This window comes from Paenibacillus sp. FSL L8-0638 (assembly GCF_038593075.1).
Classification (GTDB): Bacteria; Bacillota; Bacilli; order Paenibacillales; family Paenibacillaceae; genus Paenibacillus; species Paenibacillus polymyxa_D.
The window spans coordinates 4,408,834-4,426,654 of sequence record NZ_CP151960.1 but is presented as its reverse complement, the minus strand read 5'-3'; the positions used below and the strand labels follow the sequence as shown (position 1 = coordinate 4,426,654).

Genomic DNA, 17,821 nt, shown 5'->3' with positions numbered 1-17,821 from the left:
CTATGCCCCTAATGGTCTGGCGGAAATAAGCAGATGGAGAGATGGTCATGAAAATAACGAAGCGTCTGGATTTATTTAGCGAGTCGATGAACTTGATGAACACATTCCTTCTGAAATGGTTAGGTAGCCAGCTAAAACAATTAGGAGTGTACCCGGATTGTAATTTGGAAATCAACGAGATACGTGTGAACGGGAAAATTAACAGCATGTACATGAAGTGGCTAAACGAAAGTTTAGCCATACTGGCTAGAAACGAGGAGTCTAGTTTTATGCCATTAGATGAACTTGTGGAAGAATGGGACAAAAAAAAGAAGGAATGGATTTTGTACAATCCAGACTTACAATCCAGAATTCATCTGTTAGAGCCGATGTTGTTTCATTTGTCTGATATTCTGAGCGGGGCTTATCCTGCTACCGATATTATGTTTCCGAATGGATCTATGAAGCTGGTGGAGAATGTTTACCAGAACAATCCTGTTGCCGACTATTTTAACGATATTTTGTCCGATCAAGTTGTTGCATATGTTACGGGGTGTATCGATCGAAACTTGTCTGCACGTATTCGCATATTGGAAATCGGGGCGGGCACCGGGGGGACCAGCGAGGCGGTGTTAAGCAGACTGGAACCTTTTCAAGAATATATTGAAGAATATTGCTACACTGACGTATCTAGAGCTTTCCTCATCCATGCGCAGGAGAAATACAACTCACGAAAAATACCGATGACGTATAAGCTTTTGAATATTGAAGAGCCTGTTGCCGCACAGAACATTGATGAAGGTGGTTTTGATTTGATTATCGCCACTAATGTGCTGCACGCCACTCACAATATAAGACACACATTAAGGAATGTAAAAGCTTGTACGTCTCGGAATGGATGGCTTCTTTTAAATGAGGTTACCGCTAATACCCTATTTACGCATTTGACTTTTGGTTTGTTGGAAGGGTGGTGGATGTATGAGGATACGGCAGTACGTATCCCGGGGTGCCCGGGGCTTTATCCTGAAATGTGGGAGAAAGTGCTGCATCATGAAGGATTTCATTCAGTAACTTTTCCTGCGGCAGGGGAACATCGATTGGGACAACAAATTATTCAGGCTGAAAGTGATGGCGTCATTCGTCAAAAAAAGCAGCTAAATATATCGCTTAGGAGCGGGCAACACGAAGAGACAGAGACTTACACATGTCAGCGATGGAACCAGGTGCCAGTAGCGACACATATGTCTCAAATGAACGGAGGCCTGTTTCGTCAAAAAAGTGAACACTTCTTTAAAACGCTAATTGGCAAGGTGTTTAAAATTCCTCCAGAGCAGTTGGACAGTGAGAAGCCTTTAGCCGATTACGGTCTGGATTCTATTCTTGTGGTTCAATTGACGAGTGAATTCAAAAAAATAATGAAAAATGTAAGCAGTACTTTATTTTTTGAGCACTCAACGATCCATGAATTGGTGGATTATTTTATCCGTACAAGAGAAGCAGATTTAATAACACTTGTCGGAATTGAAGAGGAACCGAAGGGGGAGCGGGCTATACAGAATTATACAACCCTAAATTCCCCCAATGTACGAATACGGGCCAACGCTTTTCAAAATCATCGATATCTGCCTGCTGAGCTTGATTTTAAGCCAGATGAGAATTCTAATTTTGACCGTGAAGTGGCTGTAATTGGTTTGTCCGGACGTTATGCGCAAGCCAAAAATATTAATGACTTTTGGAACAATATTCAGAAAGGGAAAAATTGTATTCAGGAGATTCCACAGAACCGATGGAATTGGGCGGATTATTTCAAGGGAGCGAAAGGTACGAAAGGATCAATTTATACGAGATGGGGTGGATTTATTGAAGATGCTGATAAATTCGACCCTTTATTTTTTCGTATATCCCCCCGTGAAGCAGAATTAATGGATCCGCAGGAACGCGTTTTTTTGGAAACTGTTTATACCACAATTGAAGATGCAGGGTATACTCCTACTTCTCTCGGTGATCATCAAAGAGTCGGAGTGTTTGTCGGGGTTATGAATGCACATTATCCAACAGGAGCTTCATACTGGTCTGTCGCTAATCGAATCTCGTACACTCTTGATTTCCGAGGGCCTAGTCTAGCGGTAGATACGGCCTGTTCTTCTTCGCTGACAGCTCTTCATTTGGCGATAGAAAGTTTGCGAAGTGGAACTAGCGATTGTGCTATTGCAGGTGGAGTCAATTTGATTGTAGATCCCGCCCACTACTTGAAATTAACTGACATGAATATGTTAAGTAAAGGCCAACAATGCAAGTCTTTTGGTGATAAGGCAGATGGTTTTGTTGATGGTGAAGGTGTAGGAGCCGTCATTCTAAAGCCTCTCCGTAGAGCAGTAGCAGACGGTGATCATATTTATGGAATTATCCGTGGAAGCATGTTGAACTCTGGAGGAAAAACTAACGGCTATACGGTGCCTAGTCCCGCGGCACAGTCGCAAGTTGTTTCCGATGCACTGGAGCGTGCTGGAATTCATCCAAGGTCCGTTAGTTATGTGGAAGCGCATGGTACAGGAACAGCCCTAGGTGATCCCATTGAAATAGAAGGCTTGAAGCAGGCCTATGAAAAATCTACCCTTGACAAGCAATTTTGTTCTCTTGGCTCTGTTAAGTCCAATATCGGACATTGTGAAAGCGCGGCAGGCATTGCGGCTTTAACCAAAGTATTGATGCAAATGAAGCATGGTCAATTGGCTCCAACGCTGCATTCAAAGACGCAGAATCCGGAGATCCCATTTGAGGATACTCCTTTCGTACTCCAGCAGGAACTGGCAGAATGGAAACGACCTCAGATTGAAATGAACGGTACGGTAAAGGATTTTCCGCGTATTGCAGGCATTTCATCCTTTGGAGCCGGAGGAGCGAATGCACATGTGCTGGTGGAGGAATACATTCCGCAGGAGAACCGTATGGACCATTTCGGCGCTGCACCACGCACACCCGTGATGATTGTTCTGTCAGGTAAGGATGAGCAGCGGTTGCAAGAGCAAGTGCTTCAATTGCTTGAAGCGATGGAGCAGGGGGATTACGGCGACGACAGGTTGGAGTCCATCGCCTATACCCTACAGGTTGGACGGGAAGCCATGGAAGAACGACTGGGACTGATCGTGGAATCCGTCTCGGATTTAGCAGCACAGCTGAGGGAATATGCGGAGCATCAGAAAGCTGGCAGATGGTTTCGCGGAAATGTCAAACGCTATAAGGAAACGATATCCGCCCTGGAGACGGATGAGGATATGCAGGAGACGATCCGTCAGTGGATTTATAAAGGGAAATATGCCAAGCTGTTGGATTTATGGGTTAAGGGGTTGAGCATGAACTGGCAGGCGCTATACGGAGAGAACCGGCCGCGCCGTATCAGCCTACCCACATATCCCTTTGCGCGGGATCGGTACTGGGTTCCGCAGGCGGAAGGGAAGGAAGCGGCCGGGCGAAGCCGGGAGGATACGGATTCTCGATTGCATCCGTTGCTGCACCGGAATATTTCGGTATTGTCGGAGCAGCGGTATAGTTCCACTTTTAGCGGTGAGGAATTTTTCCTGACGGATCACAGAGTGCAGGGACGTAAGATGCTGCCAGGGGTAGCCTATCTGGAAATGGCACGAACAGCGGTGGAGCAGGCGCTGGAGGTGAAGCCGGGAGAGTGGATTACGTTGCAATTACAGCAAGTGACCTGGATGCAACCGATCACAGTCGAAGAGCAGCCGGTAGAGGTAAGGCTCCGTCTGATGGCGGGCGAGGAAGGTGACATTGGTTATGAAATCTACAAGGGATCAACGGGAGCCATGGAAGATGTGGTGTACAGCCAAGGAACTGCTCGTGTGGTGACAAACGTGGAAAGCGTGCGGGAGGATATGGCGAAGCGGATGGCGGAGCACCGGGCTGCGGGTGCACAAGAGGTGCCGATTACCGCCTGTTACGAAGCGTTTGCGGCGATGGGGATTGAATATGGAGCAGGCCAGCGCTCGCTGGAAAGCGTGCAGGCTGGAGCGGACCAGGTATGGGCGAGAGTGTCGTTACCTTCTGGTGTGTCGGCAACAGCCCACGATTACGTGCTTCATCCCAGCTTGATGGATGGGGCGTTGCAGGCAGCCATTGGGCTGACCCTACTGGGGCCGCAAGAAAACACAGCGGGCGCTCCAGCCCTGCCATTTAGCCTGCGGGAGCTGACCGTGTACGGTCCGTGTACAAGCCAGATGTGGGTACACATGAGCGAAGAAGGGGAGCGAGTACAGGAAGAGCGGGTGCAAAAACGGAGTGTGGATGTCTACGATGACACAGGCAGGCTATGCGTAAGTCTACGCGGATTTACCTCACGGCTGCAGGGAGGAGGTTCGCGTTCTTTAACGCAGCCTTTGACGTATCCTTTGGCACCGTCTGAAGTAGAAGTGGCAGCAGAGAACGTGATTGTAGCGCCCGTATGGGAGCCGTGTAGGATCACGGAAGAAGCGGACCCTTCCGGGTCTGCTCAGAGCGACATAGTTTTGATTGGCGGGAGCCGGGAGCGACGGGAAGCTGTGATGGCATACTACCCGCAGGCGCAGGTTGTGGCTCTCCATGCCGGAGAGCCGGTGGAGGACATTCAGGGGAAACTGGAGGATTGCGGAAGCATCCGCCATGTGATCTGGATCGGTCCGGAAGCGGAAATCCCGGCCCTAGAAGAGAAGCGGATTATTGAGGGCCAAGAAGATGGGGTAATTCAGTTATTCCGACTCGTCAAAAGTATGTTGCAGCTGGGGTATGGACATCGGACGTTGGAATGGACGGTGATTACGGTTCAGGCCCAACCGGTAAATAAGTACGACGAGGTCGATCCGACCCACGCGAGTGTACACGGTTTTATCGGTTCGATGGCCAAGGAATATAGCCATTGGAAGGTTCGGTTAGCGGATATGGAAGCGGGAGTGGAGTGGCCATGGTCTGAGCTGCTGTTCCTGCCGCCCAATGCAGAAGGAGACGGGCTTGTGTACCGGGAAGGAGAATGGTACCGCCAGGAACTTGTCCCTGTGACGATGGAAACGGGTTATCCAACGCGCTACCGCCATGGGGGCGTGTATGTAGTCATAGGTGGAGCGGGGGGATTGGGAACCGTCTGGAGTGAATATATGATCCGTACGTATCAGGCGCAGATCGTATGGATCGGGCGGCGGGCAGAGGATGAAGCCATCCGAGCTAAGCGGGAACAGTTAGCAGGGATCGGACCTGAGCCGATGTATATCGCAGCAGATGCGTCGAACGAGACCGCCTTAGGAGAAGCGTGCCGAACAGTGCGTCAGGCGTATGGAGATATCCATGGTGTGGTGCACTCAGCGATTGTGCTGTCAGACCGGAGTTTGGGACAGATGGAGGAGGAGGAATTCTGTAAATCGCTGCAGGCCAAGGTAGATGTGAGCGTACACCTGGCGAGAGCATTTCAAGGAGAAACCTTGGATTTTGTATTGTTCTTCTCTTCCTTTAACGCATTCACCAAGGCAGCGGGGCAAAGCAACTATGTGTCAGGCTGTACCTTTAAGGATGCATTCGCGCACCAGCTATCCGTAGAGTGGTCGTGTGAGGTGAAGGTGGTGAACTGGGGGTATTGGGGCCAGGTTGGGGTAGTATCAGGAGAACGATACCGCAAGCAGATGGAGCGGCTAGGGATCCAATCCATACGGACGGAAGAGGGGATGCGAATATTGGAGCAACTGGTATCGGGACAGCTGCACCAGTTGGGGGTCATGCGAACGACAGATCCGTTGGGAATCAAGGAAGTGAACTGGGAGAAGCAAATTGTATGCACTCATTAAAACAAGGAGGACAACCATGAAGAATGGTGAGCAATTCGACATTTACAGAGAACAAATAAAAGCCGTAGATAGACTTTTAATTCAGATATTACAGGCTCAGTTGCGTACTATGGGGCTGCTGAACGCAAATCCAGAAGATGATCGTTTGTGGGCAAGCTATGGATTAAAGGAGATATATAGATTATGGATGAAAGAAAGTTTGGATATCTTTACACGTAATCCGGCCGTTGTCTCTACCGTATCCGATATTCATGAAGTTTGGGGGAAATGGGAACAAAGCAAACAGCATTGGACTAAAGATGCTAATTTGAGAGCCCAGGTTCTACTGGTTGAAGCTACGTTAAAAGCACTACCAGAAATCTTAACCGGAAAAGTTCCCGCAACTGATATTATGTTTCCCAAAGGTTCCATGCACCTTGTCGAAGGTATTTACAAGCATAACAAGGTTGCTGATTATTTTAATGAAATGCTCTCGGATCAGGTAACTGCTTTCTTGGAACATAGGCTAAAGCAACATAGAGAAACAAAAATACGTATTCTGGAAATTGGTGCGGGAACAGGAGGAACAACATCAATAGTTCTCGATAAACTAAAGCCATTCCAACAATATGTTGAGGAATATTGTTACACAGACATTTCCAAAGCTTTTCTAAAGCATGGGGAACGAGTTTATGGAGAACAGAATCCTTTTCTGAAATTCGAGGTTTTAAATATTGAAGAAGCCGTAACCGAGCAAGGGATTGAGGTAGGGAAATATGACATTGTCATTGCGGCTAACGTATTGCATGCTACCCGGAATATCCGGCGAACCCTACGCAACGCTAAGAGCTTGATCTCTAATAACGGTCTGATTCTCTTAAATGAAATTTCAGACAAATCCATCTTTACTCATCTGACCTTCGGTTTGTTGGAGGGATGGTGGATGTATGAAGATCCTGCCGTACGTATTCAGGGATGTCCAGGCTTATATCCAACTCAGTGGAAAAAACTATTGGAAATCGAAGGGTATCACCATGTTGGCTTTTTGGCAGCGGAAGAAACCCAGCTTGGGCAGCAGATTATTAGTGCGCAAAGTGATGGTATAGTTCAGGTCACTCGAGGTACGAAGCGGGACAGGGGAAGAACGTCGGTTTCAAGTCAACCATCATCTGGTGCCCCAACACAGACCAATCTTAAATCGAATGGAATGGACATCGAAACATATGTGAAAGAATGCATTGTCCATACATTATCAGAATCTTTAAAGGTAATGGCTCACCTAATTGACCATGATGATTCGTTCTCCGATTTCGGTGTCGATTCTATTACGGGAACACAATTGGTGCAGAGCATTAATCGCATATTGCACATCGAACTTGAAAGCACTGATCTGTTTGATTACAGCTCGGTTAATTTGCTTACAGCATACATCTTGTCACAGTATAAGGAAGTGTTTTCACCAGCAGTCCCTTCTCGGATATCGCCTTCTTCAAAACAGAATGTGCAGTATTTTGTAAAAGAAACTTTGCTTCAACATTTGTCCATTACTCTTAAAGTCGAAGTTAATATGATAGATTCTGAGGAGTCCTTTTCTGATTACGGTATTGACTCTATTACGGGAGTCCAATTTATTCAAGCGATTAACCATACGCTTGGCATTGAATTGGAAACTACTGATTTATTTGATTATAGTTCCATTCGTCAATTGTCCTCCTATATTTTGTCGCAGCATCAGGATGTAGTTGCACGGACATGGACCAACCGGTTTCAAACTGACGGCTTGTCTCGAAAAGGAATATCTGCCAACGAAAAAACAACAAAAGCAACCGACAATGCCCGTCCACTTGCCAGAAATGACTCTATTTTAAATAAAAAGACTTCTGAAGGAATTCCAATACAAGATAAAAAAGATGATATCGCCATTATTGGTATAAGCGGGCGCTTTGCCCAGTCGGCATCGGTTGAGGAATTGTGGGATCACTTGGTTCATGGAAATGACTTAATCCAGGAGGTATCCCGGTGGGATTTATCCCAGTATTACGATCAAGGGAAAGAGTATTGTAACTATGGTAGTTTTATAGAAGATATTGACCGATTTGATCCCAGATTTTTTAATATTACAGGACTGGAAGCTGCATACATGGACCCGCAGCAACGTATTTTTCTGGAAGAGTCTTGGAAAGCCTTGGAGGATGCTGGATATGCGGGTTCGGGGATACAGGGTAAGGACTGTGGCGTTTATGTAGGTTGTGGTCCTTCCGATTATGCAGAATGGCTCGACGATAACCCTCCAGCCCAAGCTTTTTGGGGAAACGCTAGTTCTATTCTCCCTGCCAGAATCTCCTACTACCTAGATTTGCATGGACCAGCGATTGCAGTAGATACGGCTTGTTCCAGTTCACTGGTAGCGATTCATATGGCCTGTCAGGGGCTCTGGACGAGAGAAATAGACATGGCCTTGGCGGGCGGCATATTTATTCAGACAACTCCCAATTTTTATGTGTATTCTAATCGTGCCAATATGTTGTCCCCAACTGGACGGTGCCATGCTTTTGATGATAGAGCAGATGGATTTGTGCCAGGCGAAGGAGCAGGTGTAGTTGTTCTGAAGCGTTTAGAGGAGGCCATTGCCGATGGTGACCACATATACGGTGTCATTAAAGGTACTGCGGTCAATCAGGATGGTTTTACTAATGGGATTACGGCACCAAGCGCGAAATCTCAGGAACGTTTGGAACAAACTGTATTCGATCGTTTTGGGATTCATCCAGAAAATATACAAATGGTTGAAGCGCATGGGACAGGCACACAGTTAGGTGATCCTATAGAATATAAGGCCTTGAATCGGGCATTTACTAGATACACCAATAAGAAGAGCTATTGTGCGTTAGGTACCATTAAATCGAATCTTGGTCATACCCAATATGCTTCTGGTATAGCTGGAGTGCTGAAAATATTACTTTCTTTACAGCATCGGCAAATGGTTCCTTCCCTCCATTATCAACATGGAAACATGAATATTAAAATGGACGATAGCCCCTTCTATGTAAATACAAGTTTCAAGGAATGGTCTGTTCCTTGGAATACAAAACGTTGCGCGGCCATAAGCTCTTTTGGATTCAGCGGTACCAATGCTCATATGGTGATTGAAGAAGCTCCTGAAATGAATCGGCATTATGCACCTGTCTCCAGTTATTTAATCGTTCTGTCTGCACGAACAGAAGAACAGTTGCAGCAGCAGGCCCATCAGTTGAGCGCTTATTGCAAGAAGGTGGAAGAGCCGGATTTAGGTAATATGAGTTACACCTTGTTACTGGGCCGTAAACACCTTGATTATCGGCTGGCATGCATTGTAAGTCATACGAGCGAGCTTGCTAATATACTGGATAACTGGCTGGAAACGGGAAGAACTGCGAATATGTATGTTTCCGCTCTGAATGGATCTGAGAATAGGGATGATCTGGAATTAAAACAGCATGGAAATGAATGTATTACGAAATGTATAAATGAAAATGATAAAACTCTTTTCGCTAGAAATTTGTCTACTATAGCTGAATTGTATGTGCAAGGATACGGGCTTAATTACCATCAATTATTTGCAAATGGGGGATATTCTAGAGTTTCATTACCCACCTATCCTTTTGGCAAGGAAAAATTTTGGGTACCCCAAAAACAAACTATCTCAGATGCGGCCACCATTGCTCCAGACTCGCGAAAAGCTAGTATAGACGATCATCACAGATCAGAAACTCGAAAATTGTCTTATACAACGAAGCAATGGGCAGCAAGTCCGCTTGTCGGAAAAAGTGATATCGTTGGTACAGTTGCAATCTTGTCCACTCATGATACAGGAGAGCTTGCAGCCTGTCTGGCTTCTTATTTTTCAGATGTGCGAATATTAGGTAGAGATGAAATTAAAGATGATCTGTTGATGCAGGATCACATGTGGAATAAGTATACGGGCTGTATTGACCTGATTGGGTGCGGTTATGCTCAGGAGCCGGAAGTTGAATACATTTCCTGGCTGCAAAAGCTTATTGAGTATGGGAATAGAAACAATTTGATGTTGCTTTGTGTTACAAAAGACTTGGAATCTTATCAGAATGAAAAAATCAATTTATCAGGAGCTTTGAACGTTGGTTTGTATCGTATGCTGCAAAGCGAGTACAGCTATATCCGCTCACGTCATATGGATGGACAATCTGGAATGGCTGATAGATTGTTTGCAGAGCAAATTGCCTGCGAATACATGGACAACAATGAGGATACTGAAGTGTCTTACCGCGATGGACAGAGATATTGCGCGTTTTTGAATGAAGTCAATGTACAGCACAATCCAGTTCATGAACGGAAATTCCCCGAAAATCATGTTTTATGGGTGACAGGGGGAACGAAAGGACTAGGCCTACTCTGTGCGCGTCACTTTGTACAGCATTATGGTGTAAAGAAGCTGATGCTATCGGGTAGGGAACCACTGCCGCCGAAGGAGCAATGGAATTCACTTGAGGCTGTGGATAGCGCAACTGCTGCAAAGATACGTGCAATTCAAAGTATCGAACGCCTTGGAGTAGAGGTATTTGTCCTATCGGTTGAATTATCAGACGTGGAGGCCATGCGAATTACGGTGGAAACCGTCAAGCGTTTTATGGGTCCTATTGGTGGCGTCATTCATTGTGCGGGTCTGGCTGATTTGGAAAATCTGGCGTTTATAAGAAAATCTCCACAGGTGATTGGACAAGTATTGAATCCCAAAGTGCTGGGTCTAAATGTCATGTATCAAAATTTCAGAAATGAGCCTCTGCGCTTCTTAGTGCTATTTTCTTCAGTGTCTGCCATTATTCCAGCACTTGGCGCAGGGATCAGCGACTACGCAATGGCCAATGCATATATGGATTATTTTGCTGAGTCGGTTACAGGACCTTGTTCGATAATGAGTATCCAGTGGCCTAGCTGGAGGGAAGTAGGGATGGGGGAGGTCACCAGTAAACCATACACACAAGCAGGTTTGCTCAGTATGTCCAACGAAGAAGGATTGAATATGTTGGACAGCCTTCTGGCAGATTCCCGCTATCGAGTCATTCTTCCTGCATGGGTAAATCCGGTTATATGGGACCCTACTCAGTTAATGAAGCGGAGACTCTCGGTAACAGAGTTCGTGAAAGAGGAGAGAGGGCCAGTACAGGCTCCCATGCAAAATCTAGGAAGTGGATATCTGGATAAAATTGATCTTACGGAAAAGACACAATCATGGTTGGTTTCACTTTTTGCCAAAGAATTGAGAATTGACAAAGCCGAATTCAAACCGGATACTCCATTTCAACAATATGGAATGGATTCGATTTTGCTGGCTCAGGTCATCACCAGAATGGACTATGAATTAAAGGAAGTCTCACTTGATCCGTCCGTAATTTTGGAGTATCCAACCATGAAAAGTTTGACAGCCTATCTAACTGAGAACCACACGGATATACTTGAGACTTTTTTTAACATAGAAAGTCAAGCACAGGGAGTAACAAATACAGAATGTGAACAGAAGCCCGTTTCTCCCTTATTAGAAGAGAATATAGCGTTCCTAGACAGGGAAGAAAACGATTTATATAAAAATGATAAAATAGCTGTAATAGGAATTGATTGTCAATTTCCGGATGCTCATAATAAATATGAATTTTGGCTTAATCTAAAGAATGGTATGGATAGTATACGTGAAGCCCCCATCTCACGGGTGGGGCATATTAGACAAACGTTTGCCGGAAAAGCAATTGAGAGTGTGGGTGGGTTTATGGATCAAATTGAGGATTTTGATCCTGATTATTTTAACATCCCTCCATCCCTTGCCATACAAATTGATCCGTTACAGCGTAAAATTCTGGAGTGTGGCGCGGGTGCGATTGCAGATGCCGGATATACGAAAGAAGCTTTATGGAATAAGCAAGTGGGTGTATTTGTGGGCGCGAGAACCAATAAATATTATCAAAAGCTGAAAGAAAACGATAAAGATACCATTATCGGTGTTGGTCAAAATTTTATTGCTGCCCATTTGGCTCATGTCTATAATCTGAAAGGCCCTAATATGATAGTAGATACGGCTTGTTCCAGCTCATTAACCGCAATACATGTGGCGGCCAAAAGCGTATTGAACGGTGAGAGTGAGATTGCACTGGCTGGAGGGGTGGACATTATATTGGATGGGACCATATACCAACTTCTGGGAGCCGCTAATATCATATCTCCTGAAGGGCGCTCCAAGGCATTCAGTGCCGATGCTAATGGTATTGGTGTGGGCGAAGGATGTGGCGTAGTCGTTCTAAAGCGCCTGCAACAAGCCATCAAGGATAACAATAAAATCTATGGTGTCATTGACGGATCAGCGCTCAATAATGATGGAAATACCATGGGTATCACTACTCCAAACCCGGAGGCCCAGAAGGAACTTATTGAAAAAGCGATTGCAGATGCCCATATTCATCCTGAGACTATTAGCTATGTGGAAGCCCATGGAACGGGTACCCTTATCGGTGATCCTATTGAACTAAAAGCATTGACAACTGTGTTCTCAAAGTTTACAGGTAACAAACAGTTTTGCGGAATTGGTAGTGTTAAAAGTAATATTGGACACCTGATTAGTGCAGCAGGGATAGCAAGTTTCATCAAGGTTTTACTGTCCATGAGTAGTGGAGAGCTGCCAGCAACACTGCATTGCAGCAATCCCAACCCACGGTTTAATTTTGATGACTCTCCGTTTTATATTGTAAAGCGCCATTCGAAGTGGACAGGTATAGCGGGAATTTTACGTGCAGGTATCAGTTCATTTGGGCTTGGAGGGAATAATGCTCATATCATCGTAAGTAATGAGGGTGTTCCACATGCACTTCAGGCTGTATTGAGTTCAGATGATGAAGGGATTCGCTTTAACCGCCGACGCTATTGGCCAGAGCCAATGGATATTCCGGAGTCCATAAAACCGGTCACGCGGAAAGCGGAAGAATGGAAGCAGGGATTTTTTGAACCCATTGAGATTTATAGGGAGGGGAAACTGCAATGAGTAAAGGAACAACTCCCAAAACCTATGCACAGCGGCTAACTCATAACAATTTAATTGTACGGGATCATCAAGTGCATGAAATACGCACGTTGCCCGGGGTGGCTTTACTGGATATGATCTATAGACTGGCAGATTGCTATTTAGGAACCCAGGCCATCGAATTACGTCATGTCCTGTTCATGCAGCCTATCATCACATCCGAGTATTTTGACCAGCAGATTCTAGTTGCTTTCATTCCAAAGGAACGATATTGGGAGGTGAAAGTGACCAGTATAAAAGTAAAGAATGAGGAAGCTGTGGATACATTTGAGGTTATTAATATGAATTGTTTGATGTATAGAATAGAGCATATTTTCATAGAACCATGCCCCGATATTGCCGCCTTCGCGGATGATGCCACAGAGCAGTGGGACATGGAGGAGATGTATGAATTGGCCCGCAGATGTAAAATTCGGCATTTCACGTTTATGAAAACACTGGGAAACGTCTATCAACGGGGCAATCAGGAAGTAATGAAGCTCCAGCTAAGTGAGCTAGCGAAAAATGATGCCGATTATTTTTATGCGCATGCTGCATTGTTGGATGGGGCATCGATGGCAGGAATGTCTTTTTCCAAAAATGGAACGCAACATTGGGTGAACCAGGACGGTTCGCCCTATATGCCTATTTCAATAGAACGATTTTGTATTTATCAAAGGCTTCCGAGCACCATCTATACGTATACAGAGGAACGAGAAGTTGTAGACGGTCTACTGATCAATCCAGATCTCATATCCCGAGATATCACTGTATATAGTGAGACAGGTGAGGTGGCTGTTGAATTTCGCAATTTTTCAGTTAAACGTATCCGAGACGCCCAACTGATTCAAAAACTGATGGAACCTGTAGTTTCTCTGCCTGAGGAGAAGGATAAAGCGCAATCTGTTCAACAAATAAAACCTGTTTCGAAAGATAAATATGTGGGAATAGAAGAAAGTGAATACTCTTCTTTAACTACTAAAATCGCTATTGAGAATTTCCTGCGGCAAGAGATTGCCAAGGTACTCAAGGTAGATGCAGATACGATAGAAGTGTGTGCAGGATTTTACGAATTAGGATTGGATTCTATCGAACTGCTCCGATTGGTTAAAGTATTGGAGGAAAGAGTAGACACGATAATGTATCCCACTTTGCTATTTGAGTTTTCCACAATCGACAGCCTGACTGGATATTTACTTGAAAATTATGCTCAAGCGTTCAATGAAAATGTGGGGAGCGAGGACAATTATGATACGCCCACAGTACAGAACGAACGTACTCTTAAAACTGCTATTGAACGTTATTTGCAAGAGGAAATTTCAAGGGTTCTTCATGTATCTGCCAGTGAGATTGGAATACAACAAGGGTTTTATGAGCTTGGATTGGATTCCATTGAATTGTTGAAGCTGGTAAAGGTTTTAGAGGAGAAAGTGAGCGGAGCATTATACCCTACACTTTTGTTTGAGTACCCTAACATTACAGCATTAACTGAATTTTTATTTGAACATAGCGGAACTGCGTTCATAGAGAAAAAGGAGGAGCATACAGACCAGGGACCGCAAGTTGCTGTCGATCCACAGTCTAGTTTGCCTCAAGCATTACTCTTTGAACGTTTCTGGAGCCATGAATCGATACCGGCAACCCAAGTGCAGTATCCTGAATATCTCCATATCACGCTCATGTATAACGGAAGCAAAAAGCTGTTATCCTGGTTCGAACGGCAAAGTAACGATGCATGGAAAATATTAGACCTTAATTCTGTTAGTACACAGTCCATCCAGCAATTTGAGGATTGTTTTGAACAAGTTTTTCATCTTATTCAGACGCACATTAAGAAATCAGGAAGTTCCGAAATCCTGATTCAGCTTGTTGCTGATGTGGATAAAGACCATAAAGCTGTATATGCATTGGAGGGTTTACTGAAAACAGCTTCTTTAGAAAATCACAAAGTTCATGGTCAAATTATTATGATTAGACATATGGCTACAAGGCAGGCAGCGGAAATTAGGGATATTTTAATACAGGAAGCCCATCATCTCGAAGATGGTGCCCGGACAGTTTTGTATCCAACCGATTCTACTGAACGTTTTGTTAATAAACTGTATGAAAAAAAGTTTCAGGAAATGGCTTCTCCCTTTAAAGAGCAAGGTGTATATGTAATTACTGGTGGTTTTGGTGGATTAGGATTTCATGTTGCCAATCATTTAGCTAGATGTAAGGCTAAGATAGCATTGATTGGAAGATCCGGATTAACTGAGCCACAGAATAGGCAAATGCGCTCATTAGTTCAAATGGGAGCAGAAGTCCGGTATTATCAGGCTGATGTTGGTGATCTGGCTGCTATAGAAAAGATAATGACAAATATTCGTGATCATTGGGGTTTTGTAACGGGAGTGGTTCATGCTGCCGGTGTCGTAAAAGATCAGTTTATTATCAATAAACAAATGGATGAAGCACATGAGGTGTTTCGACCCAAAGTCAGTGGTATCTGGAATCTGGATCAGGCAACAAAACATGATGCGCTGGAATACTTCGTCATTTTTTCATCTGCTTCAGCTATTACCGGAAATTTAGGACAGGCCGATTATGCAAGTGCAAATGGATGGATGGATGCATTTGCATGGGAACGACAGGGTCGAGTAGAACGGGGAGAGCGCTGTGGACAAACGATAACGGTGAATTGGCCATTGTGGTCTGAAGGCGGCATGCGGATCAGTGAAGATATGCAGGATTTGCTGTATAAAGCGGGAGGAAGCGAAGCACTGCCTACGTCCAATGGGCTTCATATACTGGATGCTGTATTGGCAAATGGGAGCACTCATACAGTGGTTCTCTATGGCAATGTTCAAGCAATCAAGGAGCAGATGAAATCTAATATAACGATAAATCCAGGTATCTCTATTAGGTTAACGGAAATGAACGCGGATCAGGAAGAGGAAGCTGAATCAAGTGTTAAGAAAAAGCGAAGTCAACATGATGACATTGCTATTGTGGGGCTATCTGGCAAATATCCTATGGCAGATAACATAGAGCAATTATATCTTAATTTAAAAGAGGGAAAGGATTGTATTTCCAATGTTCCTACCGAGCGTTGGCGGGACAATAAACTGTCTTATGATGTTAGAGAGATCTATAATCACGGCGGCTTCCTGGGCAGAATCGATGAGTTTGATCCGTTATTTTTTAATATATCAGCTGCACAAGCGGAAATGATGGACCCCCAGGCAAGAATGTTTTTGCAGACAGCTTGGGAAGCTTGTGAAGACGCGGGGTTCTCGCTTGATAAAAGTCATCATCAATATCCCTCCACCAGTGATCAGAGTGTGGGGGTATTTGCAGGGGTATTTTGGAATAACTATGAACTGTTTAGTGCGGAGATGACGCAGCGTGGAACGCCATTAGCATTTGGGATTGCAGCTTCATCAATAGCTAATATGGTTTCGTATTGTCTGAATTTTCATGGGCCATCCATGGCTGTAGACTCAATGTGTTCTTCTTCTCTTACTGCTATTCACTTGGCATGTGAGAGCATTAGACAGGGAGAATGTGACTATGCTGTTGCAGGTGGTGTTAACCTAGTTACTCATCCCCACAAATACCTTTTTTTGAAGCAAGCTCAGTTTCTCTCGACTGACGGCAGATGCCGAAGCTTCGGCAAGGATGGAGACGGATACGTTCCCGGTGAAGGGGTTGGAGCAATTCTTTTAACCAGTCTAGCCGAGGCAAAAAAGCAAGGTTATTCCATCTACGGAATCATTAAAGGTTCTGCAGTAAATCATGCTGGGAAAACTTCGGGAGCTACGGTACCGGATCCTGTAGCCCAATCGGAAGTCATTTCAAACGCTATTAAGAAATCAGGGGTTGATCCTCAAACTATTGGTTATGTGGAAGCCCATGGCACAGGGACCTCATTAGGGGATCCGATAGAAATGCGTGGCCTTGAATTGGCTTTTAGTGAGTGCGGGCTTAACAAACAACAGTGTGTGATAGGGTCTATTAAATCGAATATCGGGCATTTAGAAGCTGCTTCGGGCATTGCAGGACTAACTAAGATTCTGCTTCAATTTAAATATAAGGAGCTATTTCCTTCATTGCATGCCAAGGAAATCAACCCCTATATTGATTTTAAAAATTCATTTTTTCAAATTCAGCAACAAAATGAAGCATGGGTAGCACCAGAAATCGAAATGAACGGAGCATGCTCTTCTTTACCTAGACGGGCTGGTATAAGCTCATTCGGGGCAAGTGGAAGTAATACTCATCTTATTCTGGAAGAATATGTACCATCGGAAACGAAGGGAACAAGCTCACTTTCAGGCACAGAAACATTGGTTATTATTCCACTTTCAGCCAAGAAAGAGGAAAACCTTAAGCAGATCGTGCATAATCTGCTCCAATTTCTCAAGATTCATAGCTCATCAGAGCGGGGAGCAAGCTATGAAAGACTAAGGGAACTGGCCTACACGCTACAAGTTGGGCGGGAGTCCATGCCTGTGCGGCTTTCATTTGTTGTTTCTTCTGTGGATGAGCTGCTTCATAAGATGGAGCAATTTATTCAGGGAGAAGAGACAGGGCCAGAGAGAGTATGGACTCATGATTCAGACAAGTTGGATTTTATTTTGGAGACATACATCGGTTCAGGTGATATGGAAGGTATAGCCCAGTTGTGGGTAGGAGGCTTACATGTTGATTGGAGCAGGTTATACGGGGAGGATAAGCCGCATCGCCTTCATCTGCCGTCTTATCCTTTTACCAAAGAACGTTACTGGGTTCCACATGAGACGGTCCACCCAGCAATTGAAGGGCCTTTGTTCAATGTTGCTACAACCGCAGCTTTACCATTACACCCTCTACTAAGAAGGCGTTCCATGGTTGTAAAACGTGAAGATAGACTTGAGAATTGCTGGAATTTCGCTGAGCAGACAGAAGTATAGTTAGAATAAAACACTTAAAGAAGCAGTCTTAGGCTTTAAAGCCT

The 17,821-nt window shown here is 44.7% G+C and carries 3 protein-coding genes; all 3 read left to right on the top strand.

The genetic code is table 11. The features are described 5' to 3' along the window. Window positions 1-47 precede the first annotated feature (47 nt). The 3 genes from MKY35_RS19635 to MKY35_RS19625 are packed head-to-tail and all read left to right on the top strand — an operon-like array spanning window position 48 to window position 17,777. Window positions 48-5,804 carry a type I polyketide synthase gene (locus MKY35_RS19635; protein WP_342444611.1) on the top strand — a complete coding sequence of 1,919 codons (5,757 nt, stop codon included), beginning with the start codon at window positions 48-50 and terminating at the stop codon, window positions 5,802-5,804. Between the two features lie 16 nt (window positions 5,805-5,820). Then, window positions 5,821-12,825 (top strand): beta-ketoacyl synthase N-terminal-like domain-containing protein, encoded by a 7,005-nt coding sequence (locus MKY35_RS19630; RefSeq protein WP_342444610.1) that lies wholly within the window; start codon window positions 5,821-5,823, stop codon window positions 12,823-12,825. Beyond that, window positions 12,822-17,777, top strand: coding sequence for an SDR family NAD(P)-dependent oxidoreductase (locus tag MKY35_RS19625; protein ID WP_342444609.1), 4,956 nt, complete (start codon window positions 12,822-12,824; stop codon window positions 17,775-17,777). The genes MKY35_RS19630 and MKY35_RS19625 overlap by 4 nt, the downstream gene beginning before the upstream one ends. Window positions 17,778-17,821: the final 44 nt, after the last annotated feature.

Excerpts from the sequence above, each read along its gene's own strand:
- MKY35_RS19635 (WP_342444611.1), top strand. The coding sequence starts at position 48 with ATGAAAATAACGAAGCGTCTGGATTTATTTAGCGAGTCGATGAACTTG.
- MKY35_RS19630 (WP_342444610.1), top strand. The coding sequence starts at position 5,821 with ATGAAGAATGGTGAGCAATTCGACATTTACAGAGAACAAATAAAAGCC.
- MKY35_RS19625 (WP_342444609.1), top strand. The coding sequence starts at position 12,822 with ATGAGTAAAGGAACAACTCCCAAAACCTATGCACAGCGGCTAACTCAT.